Here is a 19272-nt window from a genome sequence, read left to right as displayed (position 1 = left end):
CCACGACCATGGAAAGCATCTGACCCAGGACGGTATGACACACACAGTAACCCGGTTGAAGGAAAAGCAGGCCACGGGGATCGCCCGGCAACTCACCGTTGGGCTCTGCCTCGTGCTTTTTCTACTCACGTTCAGCCATACGACCCATGCCCAGAATAACGGGGCTGGCAGAACTGTCTATCTGGTGGGATCTGGAAACGGCGCTCTTGACCAGCATCTGACAACCCTGCTCGAGGCACAGCTCGCGGACGGCACTGTCCTCCGCCCTGTCACCCAAGACCAGGTGGCGATGATTGAAAAGTCCCCGGTCATCACTATCGGACCGGCCGCCTTCTCCCGGGTTCGCCAGGTCAACCGCTCGACGCCCATTCTTGCAATGCTAGTGGAGAAGTCGTTTATTTCAACATTTGCCGACCGCTCACCAGGCCAGATTTCCGGCGTTCTCTACGATGTTCCCCTGATCCGCCAGGCGTTGACGGGAAAGGCGATCCTGCCCCAGGCGACCAAGATTGCCCTGCTGGCAACCGCGGATTCGGTGGAGCTCTATGAACCCTTGCTAGATGAACTCCCGGCCTTTGGTATGTCTGCCCAGGTTTTCCTCGTTGAAAAAAGCGACAATCTGATCCCGACGCTTGTAAGGGCGCTCGGGTATGGGGATTTCGTGCTCGCCGCCCCCGACAGTGCGATCTACAACCCGAGAACCATCAAACATATCCTGTTGACTGCCTATCGCCGTAACCAGATTGTCATCGGACCAACCCAGGCTTATGTGAAAGCGGGGTCCCTGGCCTCCAGCTATGCACCGTTTCCCGAGATGGTTCAGTTGGCCAGCAAATTTCTGGAAACCTACTTTGAGACTGGCGAGTTCCCTCCTCCCTCCTACCCGGATCAGTTCCGGGTAGCAATAAACAAGCAGGTGGCGCGCTCCCTGAACATCCCATTACCCAGCCGGGAGGACGTTGCCGAGCGAGTGGATCGACAACTGACCGTCAACGGGGAGGTGTCTGATGAATAATACACCCCGACCCCAACGCCCGTTGTCCCGCAAGCTGTTGCTCCTAGGGGCATTGCCTGCCGTTGTCATGTTTCTGGTACTGATGGTGTTTTTCACTTCGGCCCGTCTGGAAGATGCCCGGCGCGACTTGTCAGACAGCAGCCAGATGCTCGCAGACAGTCTTGCTCCGGCCCTGGAGTACGCGGTTGTATCCGGCAACACCCTAGCCCTGGACCAGATTCTCTCTCAAACCCTGCGCCGCAGCAGGGCGGACTGGATCCGGGTATCGGATGTTTTGGGCGAACAGATCGGCTTCGTCGCCCACGAACCGGTGAACTTGCGGGAGAATCCGGAACGTTTTCAGATATTTGAGGCAGAAATTCTCCAGCAGCCCCTGGAGCTTGGTTCAGAGCGAACATCGGAGTGGTTTGAACCGGATTATGGCTTTGGCTCCGGCTCATTGAGGGTGGGAACTGTGCAGGTCGGTGTCAGCACCGATGTGCTAGCCGACCGACGCCAGGACATTCTATGGACATCCACGGCGGTCGGTGTGGCATTGCTTTTGTTCACCATTCTGATCATCAACCATTTCCTGAGTGCCATTCTCTCTCCGATCCGTGACCTGGCAGGCCGTATTGGTAAACTGACCGCTGGCGATTATCAGGAACGGCCGCTGAATACCCATCAGACTTCCCGGGAAGTTGTCGCCATTGAGGAGCAACTGAATCAGCTCGCGAAACACCTGGACGGCCTGCGGACGGCCAGGGATCAAACCCTGGCGGCATCTGAAAACGCTCGCGAAAAGGCGGAACTGGCGAACCAGGCGAAATCCGAGTTTCTTGCAACCATGAGCCATGAGTTACGTACGCCACTTAATGGTGTGCTCGGCATGGTTGACCTTGTCCAGGAAGAACCACTCAGCAACCGCCAGCGCGACTACCTCACCACGGCTCGTCAGTCCACGGAGGATCTGCTCACCGTTATCGGCGACATCCTGGATTATTCCCGTATGGACAGTGGAACTCTCAGGCTGGAGTCCCAGGAGTTTGACCTCAAACAGCTCATCTCGAACTGCACGGCTACCTACCGGCATGTGGCCGAACAACAGGGCCTGGCGCTGAATCTCACATTCTATGGCGAATGGCCCGATATCCCACTGGTAACCGGCGACCCCGCCCGTCTTCGGCAGGTGCTCGCCGGGCTAATCGACAATGCCATCAAGTTTACCGGTGACGGCTTTATCAATATTCAGGCCGGTTGCGTCGCCCTTGAGGACAACTGCGTCGTCCTGAATTGCTCGGTAAGCGACTCCGGTTCCGGCATTCCGGTGGATCGCCTGCACGACATTTTTAATTCGTTTGAACAGCTCGACGGCGGAAACGCCCGGCTGCACGGAGGCACCGGACTAGGCCTGTCTCTGGTGCAACGCCTGGTGGAACTGATGGGCGGCCATATTCAGGTAGAGACCGATCTTGGCAAGGGTTCGTCGTTCCGGTTTGAACTGCCTTTTGAGCTGGCAGAAACCAACGCCCAACCAAATTTCGCCGGCATCCCGCCACGGGAGTCGGTAGGCGGGACCAGCCATGCCCTGGTCGTGGAAGACAACCCGGTGAACCAGCGGGTTGCCACCGCCATGCTCAGCCGGTTGGGTTTCCAGACCGATTCCGCCGACAATGGCAAGGAAGCACTGGAAAAGGTAACCACCAATCACCACGGATACGATGTCATTCTGATGGACTGCCAGATGCCGGTTATGGATGGTTACGAGGCAACCCGGTACATCAGGGAATGGGAGAAGAGCAACGGTCAGTCCGGAACGCCGATCATTGCCCTGACTGCGGATGTACTGCCAGGGACCGAAAAGAGCTGCCTTGACAGCGGAATGAACGACTACCTGGCCAAACCAGTACGGAAGGAAAATCTACGCGAAGTACTGAACCGCTGGATACAGCTTTAAGGCGGGTTGGCGCCCTTCCCTGGCCGCCTCTTGCTGAATCAGGACCGATTCAGGCCACCGGTTCTCTCATGGTGACGAACTCTTCCGCTGATGTCGGGTGAATCCCCAACGTGGAATCAAACTGCGCCTTGGTGGCGCCAGCCTTGATGGCAACCGCGAGGCCCTGGGTGATCTCACCGGCATCCGGACCGACCATATGGGCTCCCAACACCCTGTCGGTTTCATCGTCTACCACCAGTTTCATCAGGCTCCGTTCATCACGACCACTGAGGGTGTATTTCATCGGCCGGAATTCGGAGCGGTAAATCCGCAGGCGATGTCCTGCCTCGCGGGCCTCCTCCTCGGTAAGACCAACCGTACCGATGTTGGGCTGGCAGAACACAGCCGTGGGAATGGCGGAATAATCCATTTCACCCTGGCCGTCACCAAACAACCGCCGTGACAGCACCATGCCCTGTGCCAGGGCAACCGGCGTGAGCTGCGGAGTGCCAATCACGTCACCCAGTGCCGTAATTGAGGGAACGGCGGTCTGGAAATGGTCATCCACAACCACATGTCCGGAGGCACTCAACTGGACGCCCAGATCTGTCAGCCCCAACCCGTCGACCAGAGCCCGCCGGCCCGTCGCGGCCATAACCAGGCCGGTTTCCATGATCTCACCGTTACTGAGCTGTACCCGGTAATGGGCATTTTCAGCTTCAACCGATTCGATCGTCACGCCGAACTTCAGGTGGATGCCCTTCTTGCGCATTTCCTGCTCCGTGAACCGGCGGACATCACCATCAAATCCGCGAAGGAACAGATCACCGCGGTACAACAGCGTGGTCTCAACGCCCAGCCCGGCCAGAATGCCGGCAAACTCAACCGCAATATAGCCGCCGCCCCAGACCACTGCCTGCTTAGGCAACTGCGGCAGGTAGAACATTTCGTTGGAGGTCAGAATGCACTCTTTTCCCGGTACGTCCGGAATAACCGGCCAGCTACCGGTGGCCACGGTAATATGTTTGGCCGTGTAGGACTTGTCGCCGACCATAACCGTATGGGCATCAGACAGAATGGCGGTGCCTTCTATTATGGTAACCCCGGCATTCTCAAGTAGCCGGCCGTAGATGCCATTCAGGCGTTCAATTTCGGCGTTCTTGTTGGCGACCAGCTTGGGCCAATCGAAACGGACATCATCCAGCGGGACCTGCCAGCCATAACCGGCCGCGTCTTCCAGTTCATCATGTACGTGGGCACCGTAAACAAACAGTTTCTTGGGTACGCACCCCACGTTGACACAGGTGCCTCCCAGGTACCGTGATTCCACCACGGCAACCCGGGCGCCTCGTTGCGCCGACATACGGGCAAGTCGAACACCGCCAGAGCCGGCTCCGATAACAATCAGATCAAATTTCTGCTGGTCAGACACAGCTTCTCCCGTTACGAGTTAAAAAATCAGACATGGCCTGGCGCGGCCGCTTTGCTTTCCGGATGCACTTCCCGGAACAGAACGTGATCCTCGAAATCTCCGAGCTGGATCTTGCCCAGGCTTCGGAAACCTTCGGATTCATAAAAGGGCAGATAACGGTTGTTGCCAGTATCCAGGACCAGTCCGCTGCCCTGCGGATTTTCTGCACAGAGTTTCTCAACCGTTTTCAGCAACAACCGCCCATAGCCCCGGTTCTGGTACTTGGGGTTCACCCCCATCAACGGCAGTTGATGGGCCTGGGGCTGTGGCAAGAGGTTGCGGATTTTCTCGTGGTAATCCAGATAACGGCGCGTGGATGCGAAACCTGTGGTTAGTACCATACGGATGCGCCAGCTTATCTGGTCCGCCAGATTCATACGCAGTTCGGGATCACCGATGAAAGCTACCGCAACGAGGGTGTCGTCGACCATCACCCCGATGGCGTCCTGGTCGTGCTCCAGATACAGATCTATCAGTTCGCGCACGGTGGCCCGGACCCGCTGCTCGTAGCCCGGCCGGCGGTGATCGAACAGATACTGGAATGTCGGTTCATTCCGGTAAGCATGGAAAAGTATGGATCTGGCTTCATTGCGCGCACTGTCGTCCAGGCGAACAATAGCCGGCTCGGATTTATTCTTGTTGTCGCTTCCGTTACTCATCGCTTTCCTCTCCTGCGTCAGTCCCGGACAACGGCCCGGAATCTGTTTTTCAGAATCAGATGGTCAGCGTAAAACGAGCGGAAACCCGCCCCGGTTCGCTGGCCCTGTCCATCGCGGCCTGATCAATCATCACCCCATGGCTCGTTTTCAAGCTCTCAAGCCACGCCGCAACTTCTGCGAACGGTGCATTTTCCAGCCAGACCCGAATAGCGCCTTCTCCGCCAGGCTCAAACCGCTGCAGTGACAATCCCGCTTCGCCAGCGGAACGGGTCACCAGAGCCATCAGGGCGCGACCGTCTTGCGGCTTGTCTGCAGTAGATGATGGGGTGCCCCCTCCGGAATTACTCAAGCGCTGGATCGTCTTTTCATTCGTCTCCATCCAGGCCAGCAGCTCGGCGGCATTATCCCGGGCATTCATCGACTGATCATGGAACTCCGCCGACGGGCGCCAGACCGCAAAGTACAGAATTCCGATAAAGACGGCGATCGCGAGCGCGATCAGAGCCTGCTGGTCACGCCTCGGCAACTGATCGTATTGGGCAATCAGTTTGCCCACCGCTGGCTGATCCTTGATTCTGGAAAGCATAACCTTAACCTCCGGATACAGTCAGGCGGCCACGAGCACCGCTGGATTCGTTCACTACCGAGCCAATCTGGGCTTCAAGTCCCTGACTGGCCAGACCATTGCGCAAGGCACTCAGACGATCGTAGCTGTCGGCCCGCACATCCACGATCAGCTCTCCCCGGGAGCGGCTGTAGTTCACTGAATTGAAATTGACGGACTGGCTGCCCGGCAAGCGCGCGTATTGCTGCCCGGTGTATTTCATCAGAGTGATGAAGTCCACCTCCGGACCACTGGTGCCGGCAACCCTGAGCTGGCCCTCAATGACGCGCCTGACATTACCGGCATGGGTTCGACGATCAGTGGGAAAGGCGTCGCGGTAAATTGCCATGGCGTCATTTCTCAGCTTTTCCGCCTGGTTCTGATAATAGAAACCCATCCCCGCCTGCAGCGCGACCTGAATCACAAACCAGACCGCAGCGACCGCAATCAGGGGTTTCCAGGGCTTCAGCGGACTGGTTTTGCCGGACGTTGCCGAGAACATGCCCTGGCACAAATTAACCGGTTCACACAGATGGTGATGATGGGCGTAAGCCAGCAATTCGAGCGGCATGAGCTCGAGAACTTCCTTTTGGAGCACCAGGCGGCCAGAAGCATTCAGCTCAGCAATGCCCGATTGATGAAGTTCAAATTCGTCCTCGGTGCCATAGAGCGTCACGGGTATTTCCGCCACCACTTCTTCTGCGGAGGGTGCCGCGAGCGTGTGAACAAACATGCCAAGATTGGCTGATTGCATGCTCAGCCACTCGCCCCGCTCGCTGACCATCATCGCGGTATCACCATCCAGACAGATAGACCAGCCACCAGCGGTGTGTGGTAGCAGCGAGGCGTCCGCGTGGATTGCTTCCAGGCGCACATAATCCCAGCCACTGAGTAGGTTCACCCACTGCGCCATGCGTTCGCGGTCGATCGCGGCTACCCGGTAGCCGCGATCGGTATGGCTCCCCAGCGCCAGATGAACGGAGTCAATGTCCTGGGCGATCTGCTCCTCAACGGCATAGGGCAGAGCCTGGTGGATGAAGCGGCTTTGCTTGGCAGGAATGTCGGCAAGGCAATACAGTGCTTCCTCGCCGGGAATCAGGCCAATCAGCAAAACGTTGTCCAGGGCGTTCTGGCCCAGAGTCTGTTCAATGCTATCGCGGCTGTCTCCGGTTCCACGGGCCTGGGTATCGCCACTGGCGTCGTGCAGCACCCAACTGAACATCTGGGCACCGGGATCCTGGTCAGCGTCCGCAAAAGGCGGTATCGGGCGGACGTAAAGGCGATAAGACATGGTTATCCTTCTGAAATGGTAAAAGGCTCTTTGGTGATTCGGTTTTTCTGCCCGGTATCCCTTCGAACCGTCCGGACCTCCCCTTCCGGGGTCCGGTACACGGTACTGACCATATTAACGACACGGTTATCGTAGGTAATCCTCGAAGCAACTTCAAAAAAACGGGTCTGCAAACCGAGGCCCGCAGACTTGAGCCCGAGACCGGCAAACTCCGGTAGTGCCAGAAAGTCCTGCAGGTTCTCGAAGGGTTCTTCCTCCCGCTTCTCTAGAATAGACGCAGCCTGAGCGTCCGTCAGCTCTTCATGCAGCGAGCGAATCACCATTGCGGTGGCGGTATTGATGTTGATGCCAGCCCCGGACACCGGAAGTGCAACGACATGGGGCCTGAGGGCCTGATAAATTTCCTCGGTCATGCCCTCAATCAGCCGCAGCTCGGTCACACTGGTAAAGGGCTGATTCCCGGCACGGTAGCCCGGATCGGCCATCAGATATTGGCCGTCCTCGGCACCATAGGCAGTCACCGTCTGGTCATTCGGATCAATCCAGTCGACCAGGGAGTCTACCGACACTGCGGTAATTCCCAGCGCCGCAAAAAGCCGGACAAAACGGTCTCGTGCCAGCGCGTCAACCTGGCCGTTACCGCCAACCAGATCGTTCAGGTTCAGGCGCCCGCCCAGATCGTCGATCTGGACTTCGGCCACGCCGTAATCATCCAGCGGCAGCACCGCCGCGTTGGCAGCCCAGAATTCATCCAGGCTATCGACCATCAGACTCTCTTCCTTGTCTTCCTCGAAATCCCTGCTCAGAATCTGCCGGGCAAAGACCTCAGCGCCCAGTGCAATGCTCTGTCCCTGTTGTTGAGCGAGGTAGTGACCCGCCTTGAACACCCGGATACTCTGCTGCTGGGTCATCCCTGAGGCAAGCATGACCACCAGAGCCATGGCAAGAAGCACCATGATCAGCGCCACGCCATGCTGGCCCTTGCCAGGAAAACCGGAGATTCGCCGCATCACCGGTCAGCCCCCCTGGCCCGGAACGCCGGCGCTGCCGCCAGACTGCTCTTCCGTGGTTTGTTCTTCAGGCTCATCGCTCGCCTGATTGGCCTGGTTGATGGCGCCCTGGGCAACCGCAGGGTCAAAGTCCGGCAAGGCAAAAGTTCTGACGATTGTTCCGAAACGCTCATGCTCAAGGGTAATCTCGATCCCGAGGGGAAGCGTTATATCCGGACGGCTTCCAGGGGTTAACCCGGCCATCACTTCGTCGGTGGGCCATTGGGGCTGCCAGCTACGATTCGCATCAAGAAACCGGACCTCCAGGCGATTTACGCGCTCCAGCAGCAACACATCGCGGCTGTCATCCTCCTGGCCCTGATCCACCATCGGCCAGTAGCGCCGACGCAATTCGCTGCCGGTATATTCCCATGCGACCCGCTGAAGCCCACTGCGCCGGATACCCAATGGGTTCCGCCAGCCTTGCCGAGTCAGTAGCAGGGCAAACTCATCTTCACGGCTGGATAGCGCCGGCTTGAAATCGCCATAGATATCACGGGCGGGCCTGTTTACCACTTGCAGAATATCCCGCTCCAGCAGGAGCATGGCTTTCTGGAGACCGTCGAATTGCTCCGCCAGTTCGTTGACCCGGTCACGGGAACTCACCACGCCGCCTAGCATCTGCCATACCCCCAGCCCGATCACCGCGGTGATAGTCACGGCTATCAACACTTCCAGCAGCGTGAAGCCGCCCTCCGACCGTGGGACAGACTGAGCGTGCGCCAGCTTCATCATTCCCCCACAAAGGCAGAGAGGGTGTGGATTGGAACCGGTGCGGGGCGATCCTCCCGGTATCGGGCAACGGTAACTTCAACGCGGCGCATCTTGGCTTCTGCTGTCGCCAGAACAGCCGTTGTTACCTGCCAGCGGTGAGGCCCATAATCGGTGTCCCGGGAGGTTTCGGAAATGCCCGGAAGGGTTTCCTGCAGACGGATCTGGTTGATCCGGTTATCCGCCAGCCAGCTGGCCAGGGTTTTATCCCGGATCCGTTCATAACTGGAGATATACTGGCTGCCGACCTGGGCCGCGGCGGTCGCAATCAGACCGAAAACAAGCAGTGCAATGAGCACTTCGATCAGCGTAAAGCCGTTCTGAGACCTCACCCGCCGCCCCCGTCTTCACCCGGTTTGCGCCATTCCATCGGCGACACCCCATCAGATGCCAGAATCTGCTTGTAATCCGACCCGCTACCGATGGTGAACTCCAGCTCAAACGGTGTGGTCTCGCCACTGGAAAAAAACACCACATCCGGCAGCAGACGATCCTCGGCCGAGGCCAGCCTTGGGGCATCGCTTTCAATGAACTTGGTAATGGTCAGCCACTCCGGCAGGCTGCGGGCGCGAAACAGACGCTCTCCGGATGCTTTCCAGTCGCCCGTCTGGTCCTGGAACGCGACAAACTGATAGCCGCCCTCTTCCACCCGAAGCCCCAGCTCCAGATTATTGAGCACTGCCTGCTCCGAAGCCGTTTGCATCAACAGGTACAGTTCGCTGACTTCGTTCTCCAATTCACGCTGCTGAGAACTCCCGCCCATGGTAAACACCGCGAGTGACGCCAGCAGCCCCACAACCACCAGAACAACCAGTATCTCAATCAGCGTAAAACCGGTATGCCGGGCTCTGGGCTGCACAATGGTTCAGCCCTTGGTTTTCCAGACACTGATATCCGCAGCGTCGCCGTCACCGCCTGGTTGCCCATCGGAACCATAGGAGTACAGATCGTAGGGACCTTCGGTACCCGGGCTCACATACTGATACTGAGCTCCCCAGGGATCTTCCGGAACGCTCTTGAGATAACCGTCGGGGTTCCAGTTTTTCGGTTCCGGGCTGCCGTTGGGCTTCGAAACCAGTGCTTCCAGGCCCTGTTGGCTGGAGGGGTAATGACTGTTATCCAGGCGGTAGAGATCGAGGGCATTGGCGATATTGTTCAACTGGGTTTCGGCAACCGTCACTTTCGCCTGATCGCTGCGCCCCATGATATTCGGGGCAACGATGGCAACCAGCAGGCCAAGAATGACCATAACCACCATGATCTCGATCAGGGTAAATCCCCGGCTGTGCTTCGGTGTATTCAGGTTCTTGATCGTCATTGTTTCACTCATCATTGGCTTGAATTCCATTCGGTTCGGACCGGTCTTCTGACAACCCGGCGCGGGTATTACCCCACGAGATTACTCATATTCAGTATCGGCAGCATGATGGCCAGAACGATGATCAGCACCACCACGCCCATCACCAACAACATCATGGGTTCAAACAGCCCCACAATGGCGGCAATTTTAGATTGCAGGGTGTTTTCCTGCATGCGCGCCGTGCGTTCAAGCATGCTGTCGAGCTCACCACTGGCCTCCCCGCTGGCAATCATGTGCAGCATCATGGGAGGAAAGTACCCGGTCTGGTCAAGCGAGCGATGCAGTGAGCCCCCCTCACTGACCTTTCGGGCGGCGTCCCGGAGCTCCTTGCGCAGGAAATCGTTCGAGAGCACCTCGCCAGCAATGCGCATGGCGTCTACCAAAGGCACGCCACTGGTCGTAAGAATGCTCAGGGTGCTGGCATAACGGGCGGTGTTCACCCCGCGAACCATCCCGGCAAAAAGCGGCAAATGCAGCAAACGCTTGTGAAAGCGCATTCTGAAACCAGGCTTGGTCAGGAAATACCGGAATACCATCAACGCGCCAACCAGCATTATAAAGAGGTAGACACCGTAATCCGCCAGAAATTCCGACACCGCCAGCATCGCCCTGGTGAGCGTTGGCAATTCCTGCCCCTGTCTAAGGAACACGTCAATGATGTCCGGCACCACATAGGTCAACAGAAAAACCACGATGGCGATGGCAACAATGCTGAGAATGATGGGATAGATCGCCGCCAGCTGAATTTTCTGGCGAGCTTCCTGGCGGCTCTCGGTGTAATCGGCCAGCCGGTTCAGCACCAGGTCCAGATGGCCGGCATGCTCGCCCGCAGCAACGGTGGACCGATACAGCCTAGGAAACGCTTTGGGAAACTCGCCGAGACTGTCTGCCAGTGTGTAGCCTTCCATAACCTTGGCGCGGATCGCAATCAGCATGCTGCGAATCCGGGGCTTGGGCGATTGCTGCGAGGCCGCCGACAGGGCCTGTTCAATGGGAATGCCTGACTGGATCAGTGTTGCCAGCTGGCGGGTAACCAATGCCAGGTCCGCCGCAGCAAGAGTGCCACGGCTACTCAAGGGATTGCTCTGGGCCTGTTTTTCGACTGCCGGCTCCACGGCCAGAGGGGTCAGCCCCTTGTCCCGGAGTTGCTGGCGAACCGCCCTCGGCGCATCGGCTTCAACCACACCGTGCTTCTGTTTGCCCCGGGCATCAAGTGCCTTGTATTCGTATGCGGGCATGGTTTACCGCCCCCGGTGAGTGACGCGAAGCACTTCTTCCACCGTGGTGACACCGTCCAGAATCTTCTGTACCCCATCGGCATGAATGCTGGGGCCGTGCTGGCGGGCGACCCGTTCAAGGTCCAGTTCCCCGGCGCGCTTGTGGATCAGAGAACTGATTTCCTCGGAGATTTCCACCACTTCATAGATACCGATACGGCCACGATACCCAAGCTGGTTGCAATGGGAGCACCCTTTAGCCCGATAAATTGTCGGCGGATTAACCGGATCCTGTTGCAGGAATTCGCAGTGCTCCTCAGTGGGCGTGTAAGGCTCCCGGCATTCCTTGCAGAGTACCCGCACCAGGCGCTGGGCGACGATCCCCACCAGACTTGAAGATATGAGGAATGGCTCTATACCCATGTCCATCAGACGGGTAATGGCACCCACAGCCGTGTTCGTGTGCAATGTGGAAAGTACCAGGTGGCCTGTCAGACTGGCCTGAACTGCGATTTCGGCAGTTTCCAGGTCCCGGATCTCCCCGATCATCACCACATCGGGGTCCTGCCGGAGAATGGCGCGCAGGCCACGGGCAAAGGTCATGTCCACTTTGGTGTTGACCTGGGTCTGTCCGATACCGGGCAGATTGTATTCGATCGGATCCTCGACCGTGAGGATGTTCCGGCTGCGGTCGTTGATTTCCTGCAAGGCGGCGTAAAGCGTGGTGGATTTACCGGAACCGGTCGGCCCGGTTGCCAGCAGAATGCCGTAGGGCCGGTGGATAAGCTTTCGGAGCACTTTCAGGTCACGCCCGGCCATGCCGAGGGATTCCAGGCGGATCGCGCCTGCCTGCTTGTCCAGCAGACGTAAAACAACCCGCTCACCGCTCGAAGACGGCATGGTGGAAACCCGGATATCCACCTCACGCCCGGCCACTCGCAATGCGATACGGCCATCCTGAGGCACCCGCTTTTCGGCGATATCCAGCTTTGCCATAACCTTGATACGGGACACGAGCAGAGGCGCCAGTGCCCGCTTGGGTTCAACCACTTCCCTTAACACACCGTCAACGCGGAAGCGAACCACGAGCCGCTTCTCGTAGGTTTCAATGTGTACGTCCGAGGCGCTGGTTTTCACCGCCTCCGTCAGGATCGCGTTGATCAGACGAATGATCGGCGCATCGTCTTCCTGCTCCAGAAGATCCTCGGTTTCCGGCACGGAATCAGCCAGTGAGGCCAGGTCCATGTCGTCGCCAATGCCTTCAACCATCTGCATGGCTTCGGCTGAATCATTCTGGTAGGCAGAGTTCAGGGCCTGGTCGAACCGGTCCGGGTCGATAGTGGCAAAACGGGCGCGGCCGCCGCTGATGCGATTGGCTTCCGCCAGTGCTGAATGGGACGCCCCGGGCCTGACCAGAATAACCGGCTCGCCAGCATCCGAACGGGTCAGGATCACTCCATTGCGCTTGGCAAAGGTAAAAGGAAGACGGCCCAGCGGAGCATCCTGCGGCTGAAGTTCAGTGTCTGTGGTCAAGGTCGTCCTCGTTCGTGAAACCCTTTTCGATTCAATCAATTCAGAAAGGCTACCACAGGATATGGACCCGCTGAATAACTCTATACACTATACTGCCAATAAAACGTTGCAGTCTGATAACCTGTGAGCTTTTTCGTGGCCCACAAACTTGCATTCAGGATGATCGATGTTCCTAAACAACGAACGGCTTCCCCTGATTCTCGCGCTTCTGGCAGGGGTGGCCATGGTGGCTCTGACCGCATGGCAGGGCTACCGCTTCTGGCAGATGGAAAGCCGGCAGGATGATTACGGCAATGCGCAGCCGCTGGTCTCCGAGTCCGACCCCACCCGGGAGCCGCCCAATGTTGACCTCTCATCCCTGGCCCTGTTCGGGGCAGCCACCGGAGACAGCACACCGACGGGGATTGATACCGAAAACCTTCCGGAAACCAACCTTCGGCTATTCCTGCGCGGCGTGCTGGCGGCGGACGGCGATTTTCCCGGCAGCGCACTGATCGAAGATGACAAAAGCAAAACCGAAGCCTACCTGGTGGGTGATGAACTGCCCGGCAATGCGAAGCTTCGGTCAGTCCACCCAAACCGCGTCATCATTGAACGCGCCGGCAAGCTTGAGAACCTGTATTTCCCGCAATCGGAGGATCGCGAAGGGATGTCATTCACCGCAGACCGTGAGGCCGAACCAGTCAACGCTACCCAGCCTGCGGCTTCCACGACAACCTCCAGCGCGCCAGCCACCGCCACGAGCGATGATCAGCGCCGTGAGGAAATCCGCCGGCGCCTTGAGCAGCTCAGGGAACGCCTCCGGAACAATAACTGAGGCCTTCCGTGGAGACGGCTGCTATCCACATCCGCCGTCGCTCCAGCCTTTTGCCTGTTCTATTGCTGGCATTTGCCGTGGGCGCGTTTGAGCTTAGCCCAAAGCTGATGGACTACGTACTCGACGAGTTCGGCCCCGAGGCCCACCAGCGGCTCGAGAACTGGCAACGACTGCATGCGCTGGCCAGCAATGCCCCGACGGATCGCCAGCTCAGACTGGTTAATTCCTTCTTCAACCGGGCCAACTTTGTCAGCGATATCCGCCACTGGGGTGAGGAAGACTACTGGGCCACACCGGTGGAACTGCTCACCACCAATGCCGGCGACTGCGAAGACTTTTCCATTGCCAAGTACCTGACCCTCAAGTCCATGGGGGTGCCGGATGAGCAAATGCGTATTGTCTACGTCAAAGCCCTGGAGCTGAACCAGGCACACATGGTGCTGGCCTGGTATCCCGAGCCGGACGCCGATCCGCTGATTCTCGACAACCTCATAAACGAGATTAAGCCTGCGTCACAACGTGATGACCTGGAACCAGTTTATAGCTTCAATGGCGAAGGCCTCTGGCTGAATCAATCCGGCGGAGAACGTACGCGAATCGGTGATGCGGGCAAGCTTTCCCGGTGGCAGGAACTCAATAGTCGGCTGACCGAATCCCTTCGTCCCTGAGCCCCTCTGCCGATCACGTAAAGCTCTGGCGGTAAATGACAGTGCGCCTGGCGCCAACCGACACCGGCGCAGGACACAACTTCTATAGAATGCCCTCACATTCATTTTGAATCCGGGAGAAAAACACAGATGCGACGCTGGAATGGCTGGGGCGATGAGACATTCAATCTGGCAATGCCGGAACAGGGCCATGACTTTCTGGCCAGCAAGATCGGCACTGGCCGTCCGCTGACTAACGCAACCCTCGAGTCGGTTTGTGCCACGGTGCCGGAAACCCGTCTGACGCCCGGGCCAGAACTGGATGCTCTGATCGACACCAGCCCGGAGGCCCGGGTACGGCACGCCCGCGGCCAAAGTCTTGCTGACTGGCTTGCCATGCGCAGCGGCGATTATGGGGTCTTCCCGGATGCCGTCGCCTACCCGTCTTCGAACCAGGATGTCCGGAAACTGCTTGCCTGGGCGGCAGAACAAAAGATCAATTTGATTCCCTACGGTGGCGGCACCAGCGTGGCCGGGCACATTAACCCGGTCGATAACGGCACCCCGGTGCTGACAGTGGATCTGGGCAAAATGAACCGCCTGATGGACCTGGATACCGACAGCCAGATCGCCACATTTGGCGCAGGTACACCGGGCCCTCTGGTGGAATCCCAGCTTCGCGCCCATGGCTTTACCCTCGGCCATTTCCCGCAATCCTTCGAGCTCTCTACCATCGGCGGCTGGGTGGCTTCCCGCTCAAGTGGCCAGCAATCCCTGAGGTATGGTCGTATTGAGCAGCTGTTTGCCGGCGGCCGTATAGAAACCCTGCAAGGCACGCTCACCCTGCCCACCTTTCCTGCCTCCAGCGCCGGCCCGGATATTCGGGAAATGGTGCTGGGTTCCGAAGGTCGCATCGGTCTCATTACCGAGGTGAAAGTTCGAATTACCCGGCTTCCGGAACACGAGAGCTTCCACGTTGTGTTCTTTCCGGACTGGGAGACCGCCCGTACCGCAAGCCGGAAGCTGGTCCAAAATCGAACCCAGCTTTCCATGCTGCGGCTGAGTAATGCCATGGAGACCGAAACGCAACTTGCCCTGGCAGGCCACCCCCGGCTGATCGGCATGCTCGAACGCTACCTCTCGCTCCGGGGTGCTGGAACCGGCAAGTGCATGATGACCTTTGGCGTTACCGGAAGTCACCGCCAGTGCCGAAATGCCCTGCTCGAGGCCCGAAGTATCTGCAAAGCCCACAAGGGGGTCTATACCGGCACCCGGCTCGGTGATAAATGGGCCGCCAAGCGATTTTCCATGCCCTACCTACGGGAAGCGCTGTGGCAGATGGGCTATGCCGTCGACACCCTGGAAACGGCAACCGACTGGGACAATGTCGATAACCTGTCAGGGCTTATCGAAACCAGCCTTCGGGAGGGCCTGAAAGACAAACAGGAAAACACCCACGTGTTTACCCACCTGTCTCACTTCTACAGTCAGGGCTGCAGCATCTACACCACGTACGTCTTCCGGGTAGGCGACAGTTATGACGAAACCCTTGCTCGCTGGCAAAGGCTCAAGACCAGTACCTCCGAACTGATTGTGAACAACCGGGGCACCATCAGCCATCAGCACGGTGTTGGCAAAGACCATGCGCCCTACCTGCCGGTGGAGAAAGGTGAACTGGGCATGCTGGCTATCCGGTCACTCTGCAATACGTTTGACCCGGACGCCATCCTCAATCCAAAGACCCTGGTGGAGTGAGACGAACCATGACTCGGGCCGAAACTCTGAAGTCACTGCGAGCCGGTAACACCACGTTCGACGTGTTGGTGGTAGGTGGTGGCATCACCGGAGCCGGTGTTGCCAGAGAAGCGGCCGGCAGCGGCCTGCGCACCCTGCTGGTTGAACAGAAAGACTTCTCGTGGGGCACCTCCAGCCGCTCCTCAAAGATGGTTCACGGGGGGTTGCGGTATCTGGGCAGCGGACACTATGGCCTGACCCGGGATGCCGTCCGTGAGCGGGAACGATTGATGGCGGAGGCACCTGGGCTTATCGACCCGTTGCACTTCATCATGCCCCATTTCAAAGGCCAGTTTCCCGGCCCCCGCCTGTTCCAGCTATTGCTCAGGGTCTACGATTTTATCGCGCAGTCTCCAAGCCGGCACTTCCTGAGCCCGACCCAATCCGGGCTGTGGGTTCCGGGACTCACCAGCGAAAACCTCTCCGGCGCCAGCGGCTTCACTGATACGGTGACCGACGATTCCAGACTGGTGCAACGACTGATTGCAGAGGCTCGCCGGGACGGTGCCATTTGTCTGAACTATACCCGGGCACTGGAAGTGCAACGCCGTAACGGCATGGTGTCCGGTCTGGTTATCCAGCGGGAAGAGGAGGACACACCGATAAAGGTTTTCGCCCCTCTCGTGATCAACGCAACGGGCGCCTGGGCCGATCGGCTCCAGACCAGCGAAAATACCGCCGAGGCGATGAAGATACGACCACTGCGAGGCAGTCACCTGGTTCTGCCCTGGTCCTGTTTGCCCGTATCCTGTTCAGTATCGCTATTTCATCCACAGGACCGGCGCCCGGTGTTTGCGTTTCCCTGGCAAGGTACAACCGTTCTTGGCACCACCGACCTTGACCACGAAGGTAACCTGGACCAGGAACCCGTCATTTCAGAGGCAGAAACCGATTACCTCCTTGAGATCGCCTCTCGCCTGTTCCCGGCCAGCCACATCTCCCGGTCCAACATTCTCTCCACCTGGGCCGGCGTTCGCCCCGTGGTCACGGATGGCACCGGCAAATCGCCATCCCGGGAAAACCGCGAGCACGCACTTCGGGAAGACCGGGGGCTGATCAGCATTGCCGGCGGCAAACTGACAACGTTCCGTGTAATTGCCCGGGAAGCGCTGAAGCGGGGGCTCGCGGAAAAGTCAGACAGCATCCTGCGGCCGGATAGCCAGCCCGTTTTCCAGGCCGCGCCAAAACTGGTGCGGCCGCCACAGGTTGGGCATCAGACCTGGCAGAGACTGGAAGGATTTTACGGGCCTGATCTGGACCAGCTGATCGAATCTGGTTCCATGGAGCCGGTAGTGCCAGACCACCCCTGGAATCTGCTCTGGGCAGAGCTGTTATGGGCCTGCAAAGCTGAGGATGTGCGACATCTGGACGATCTGCTGCTCCGAAGAACACGACTTGGCCTGATAGTGCCGGAGGGTGGCAAGTCATTGTTACCGGAAATCAAGCTCCGCTGCCAGTCACTGCTGGCCTGGGACGACCAGCGCTGGGCAGACGAGGAGGCCCGGTACCTCGGTATTTATTGGAGCGCCTATTCTTCGGCCCCAAAGGAAACATCCGATGCCAGCTGACCCCCTGATTCTGGCCATCGACAATGGCACCCAGAGTGTCCGCGCCCTGCTCTTTGACACCAGGGGCAACCTCGTTGGCAAAGGCAAACAGGAGATTGAGCCCTACTTCTCCAGGCAGCCTGGCTGGGCCGAACAACACCCGGAGTACTTCTGGGAGCAACTGGGCGAGGCCTGTCGATTGCTTTGGGACACAACCAATGCAACGCCCGACCAGGTGGCCGGCGTGACCGTGACGACCCAGCGGGGAACTGTGATCAATCTGGACGAAAACGGCCAACCGCTGCGCCCGGCCATAATCTGGCTGGACCAGCGCCACGCACGGGTTGATGGTCCGGTTAAAGGGCCCTGGAGCTGGCTGTTCAAACTCGCCCGCCTTGAGGACACCATCAACCGGTTCCGGGAGAAGACCCAGGCCAACTGGATTGCCCAGAACGAACCCGAACTCTGGGCCAGAACCCGGCATTTTTTGCTGCTTTCCGGTTATCTCAATTATCGCCTCACCGGCGAACTCAAAGACTCCACCGGCAGCCAGGTCGGCTACCTGCCCTTCGATTACAAAAAGCACCGTTGGGCTGGCCCCCGAGATTTCAAATGGCAGACCATGCCAGTCACCCCGTCCATGCTTCCGGAACTGGTCTCACCCGGAGAAACCCTGGGGTATCTGACGGACGAGGCCAGCCAGCATCTGGGCTTGAACGGGAAATTACCCGTAATCGCGGCAGCATCGGATAAAGCCTGCGAGATTCTCGGTTCGGGCGGCCTGACGCCGGACATCGGGTGCCTGAGCTATGGCACCACCGCCACCATCAACACCACCAGCAAGCGTTACGTAGAGCCTGTCCGGCTGATGCCACCCTATCCTTCGGCCCTCCCGGGCCATTATTCAACCGAAGTGATGATTTACCGGGGTTTCTGGATGGTGAGCTGGTTCAAACGGGAATTCGGCCTGAGGGAACAGAAAATTGCGGAACAACGGGGCATCGAGCCGGAAACGCTGTTCGACGAGCTGGTTGAGTCCGTTCCGGCGGGCTCCATGGGCCTGATGCTGCAACCCTACTGGTCACCCGGGGTACGCCAACCTGGGCCGGAAGCGAAAGGTTCCATTATTGGTTTTGGGGATGTCCACACCCGCTCTCACATCTACCGGGCAATTCTTGAAGGCCTGGCCTACGCCCTGCGTGAGGGCAAGGAAAAGATCGAAAAGCGCAGCGGTGTGAAGATTAAAAAGCTTCGCGTAGCGGGCGGCGGATCCCAGAGCGATGCCGCCATGCAATTGACCGCGGATGTCTTCGGCCTGCCAGTCGAGCGTCCACACACCTACGAAACGTCAGGACTGGGCGCAGCCATTGATGCGGCCGTAGGCCTCGGGCTTCATCCGGACTTTGACACTGCCGTGGCGGAAATGACCCGGGTCGGGGACGTGTTCTACCCCAACGAGAAAACCCGGGACCTTTATCAAAGACTGTATTCCGAGGTGTACCTGCGTATGTACCCGCAACTTCAGCCGCTGTACCGGAAGATCAGGGAGATAACCGGGTACCCGGGCTGAGACAATCCACAA

18 protein-coding genes are annotated in these 19272 nt (G+C 58.5%); 7 read left to right on the top strand and 11 right to left on the bottom strand.

Features of this window, described 5'->3' with window-relative positions; genetic code table 11:
* Nucleotides 1–34 precede the first annotated feature (34 nt).
* Nucleotides 35–1015, top strand: a complete 981-nt coding sequence (locus CLH62_RS00435) for an ABC transporter substrate-binding protein (RefSeq protein WP_228152734.1) — start codon at nt 35–37, stop codon at nt 1013–1015.
* A complete protein-coding gene (locus tag CLH62_RS00430) occupies nt 1008–2951 on the top strand; it encodes an ATP-binding protein (RefSeq protein ID WP_099616196.1) in 1944 nt (647 codons plus the stop codon). Before CLH62_RS00435 ends, CLH62_RS00430 begins: the two co-directional genes overlap by 8 nt.
* Nucleotides 2952–3000: 49 nt before the next feature.
* Here the strand turns inward: CLH62_RS00430 and gorA are convergent, their stop codons facing one another.
* From gorA to gspE, 11 genes are all read right to left on the bottom strand, one after another.
* The gene (gorA, locus tag CLH62_RS00425) at nt 3001–4362 is read right to left on the bottom strand and encodes a glutathione-disulfide reductase (RefSeq protein WP_099616195.1); all 1362 of its coding nucleotides are present in this window, start codon (nt 4360–4362) and stop codon (nt 3001–3003) included.
* A 26-nt stretch (nt 4363–4388) separates the two neighbouring features.
* Entirely contained in the window at nt 4389–5060 is a 672-nt protein-coding gene (locus tag CLH62_RS00420) for a GNAT family N-acetyltransferase (RefSeq protein ID WP_099616194.1), read from the bottom strand.
* A gap of 55 nt (nt 5061–5115) precedes the next feature.
* On the bottom strand, nt 5116–5646 hold the full coding sequence (gspM, locus tag CLH62_RS00415) for a type II secretion system protein GspM (protein WP_099616193.1): 531 nt from the start codon (nt 5644–5646) through the stop codon (nt 5116–5118).
* Between the two features lie 4 nt (nt 5647–5650).
* Complete coding sequence (gene gspL / locus CLH62_RS00410) at nt 5651–6955, bottom strand: type II secretion system protein GspL (RefSeq protein ID WP_099616192.1); 1305 nt, start codon at nt 6953–6955, stop codon at nt 5651–5653.
* A 2-nt stretch (nt 6956–6957) separates the two neighbouring features.
* Nucleotides 6958–7965, bottom strand: coding sequence for a type II secretion system minor pseudopilin GspK (gene gspK, locus CLH62_RS00405; protein ID WP_099616191.1), 1008 nt, complete (start codon nt 7963–7965; stop codon nt 6958–6960).
* 6 nt (nt 7966–7971) lie between these two features.
* On the bottom strand, nt 7972–8739 hold the full coding sequence (gene gspJ, locus CLH62_RS00400; protein ID WP_322868501.1) for a type II secretion system minor pseudopilin GspJ: 768 nt from the start codon (nt 8737–8739) through the stop codon (nt 7972–7974).
* A complete protein-coding gene (gspI, locus tag CLH62_RS00395; RefSeq protein ID WP_099616190.1) occupies nt 8736–9107 on the bottom strand; it encodes a type II secretion system minor pseudopilin GspI in 372 nt (123 codons plus the stop codon). The genes gspJ and gspI overlap by 4 nt, the downstream gene beginning before the upstream one ends.
* On the bottom strand, nt 9104–9634 hold the full coding sequence (gene gspH, locus CLH62_RS00390) for a type II secretion system minor pseudopilin GspH (RefSeq protein ID WP_099616189.1): 531 nt from the start codon (nt 9632–9634) through the stop codon (nt 9104–9106). Before gspH ends, gspI begins: the two co-directional genes overlap by 4 nt.
* Before the next feature lie 6 nt (nt 9635–9640).
* A complete protein-coding gene (gene gspG, locus CLH62_RS00385; protein ID WP_099617569.1) occupies nt 9641–10093 on the bottom strand; it encodes a type II secretion system major pseudopilin GspG in 453 nt (150 codons plus the stop codon).
* Nucleotides 10094–10161: 68 nt separating this feature from the next.
* Nucleotides 10162–11373, bottom strand: a complete 1212-nt coding sequence (gspF, locus tag CLH62_RS00380; RefSeq protein WP_099616188.1) for a type II secretion system inner membrane protein GspF — start codon at nt 11371–11373, stop codon at nt 10162–10164.
* 3 nt (nt 11374–11376) lie between these two features.
* Complete coding sequence (gene gspE / locus CLH62_RS00375; protein ID WP_099616187.1) at nt 11377–12885, bottom strand: type II secretion system ATPase GspE; 1509 nt, start codon at nt 12883–12885, stop codon at nt 11377–11379.
* A gap of 166 nt (nt 12886–13051) precedes the next feature.
* On the opposite strand from gspE, the gene CLH62_RS00370 reads away from it, so the two are divergent.
* From CLH62_RS00370 to CLH62_RS00350, 5 genes are all read left to right on the top strand, one after another.
* A complete protein-coding gene (locus CLH62_RS00370) occupies nt 13052–13702 on the top strand; it encodes a type II secretion system protein N (RefSeq protein WP_099616186.1) in 651 nt (216 codons plus the stop codon).
* Nucleotides 13703–13710: 8 nt separating this feature from the next.
* Nucleotides 13711–14370 (top strand): transglutaminase-like cysteine peptidase, encoded by a 660-nt coding sequence (locus CLH62_RS00365; RefSeq protein WP_099616185.1) that lies wholly within the window; start codon nt 13711–13713, stop codon nt 14368–14370.
* A 129-nt stretch (nt 14371–14499) separates the two neighbouring features.
* Nucleotides 14500–16104: an FAD-binding oxidoreductase gene (locus CLH62_RS00360; RefSeq protein ID WP_099616184.1), complete on the top strand. Its 1605-nt coding sequence runs from the start codon at nt 14500–14502 to the stop codon at nt 16102–16104.
* Nucleotides 16105–16112: 8 nt separating this feature from the next.
* A complete protein-coding gene (locus tag CLH62_RS00355; RefSeq protein WP_099616183.1) occupies nt 16113–17711 on the top strand; it encodes a glycerol-3-phosphate dehydrogenase/oxidase in 1599 nt (532 codons plus the stop codon).
* Complete coding sequence (locus tag CLH62_RS00350) at nt 17701–19260, top strand: FGGY-family carbohydrate kinase (protein ID WP_099616182.1); 1560 nt, start codon at nt 17701–17703, stop codon at nt 19258–19260. Before CLH62_RS00355 ends, CLH62_RS00350 begins: the two co-directional genes overlap by 11 nt.
* Nucleotides 19261–19272 lie beyond the last annotated feature (12 nt).

Source organism: Marinobacter guineae, from assembly GCF_002744735.1.
Taxonomy (GTDB): Bacteria; Pseudomonadota; Gammaproteobacteria; order Pseudomonadales; family Oleiphilaceae; genus Marinobacter; species Marinobacter guineae.
The sequence above is the reverse complement of the archived record's forward strand: the minus strand, read 5'-3'. Positions and strand labels throughout refer to the sequence as shown.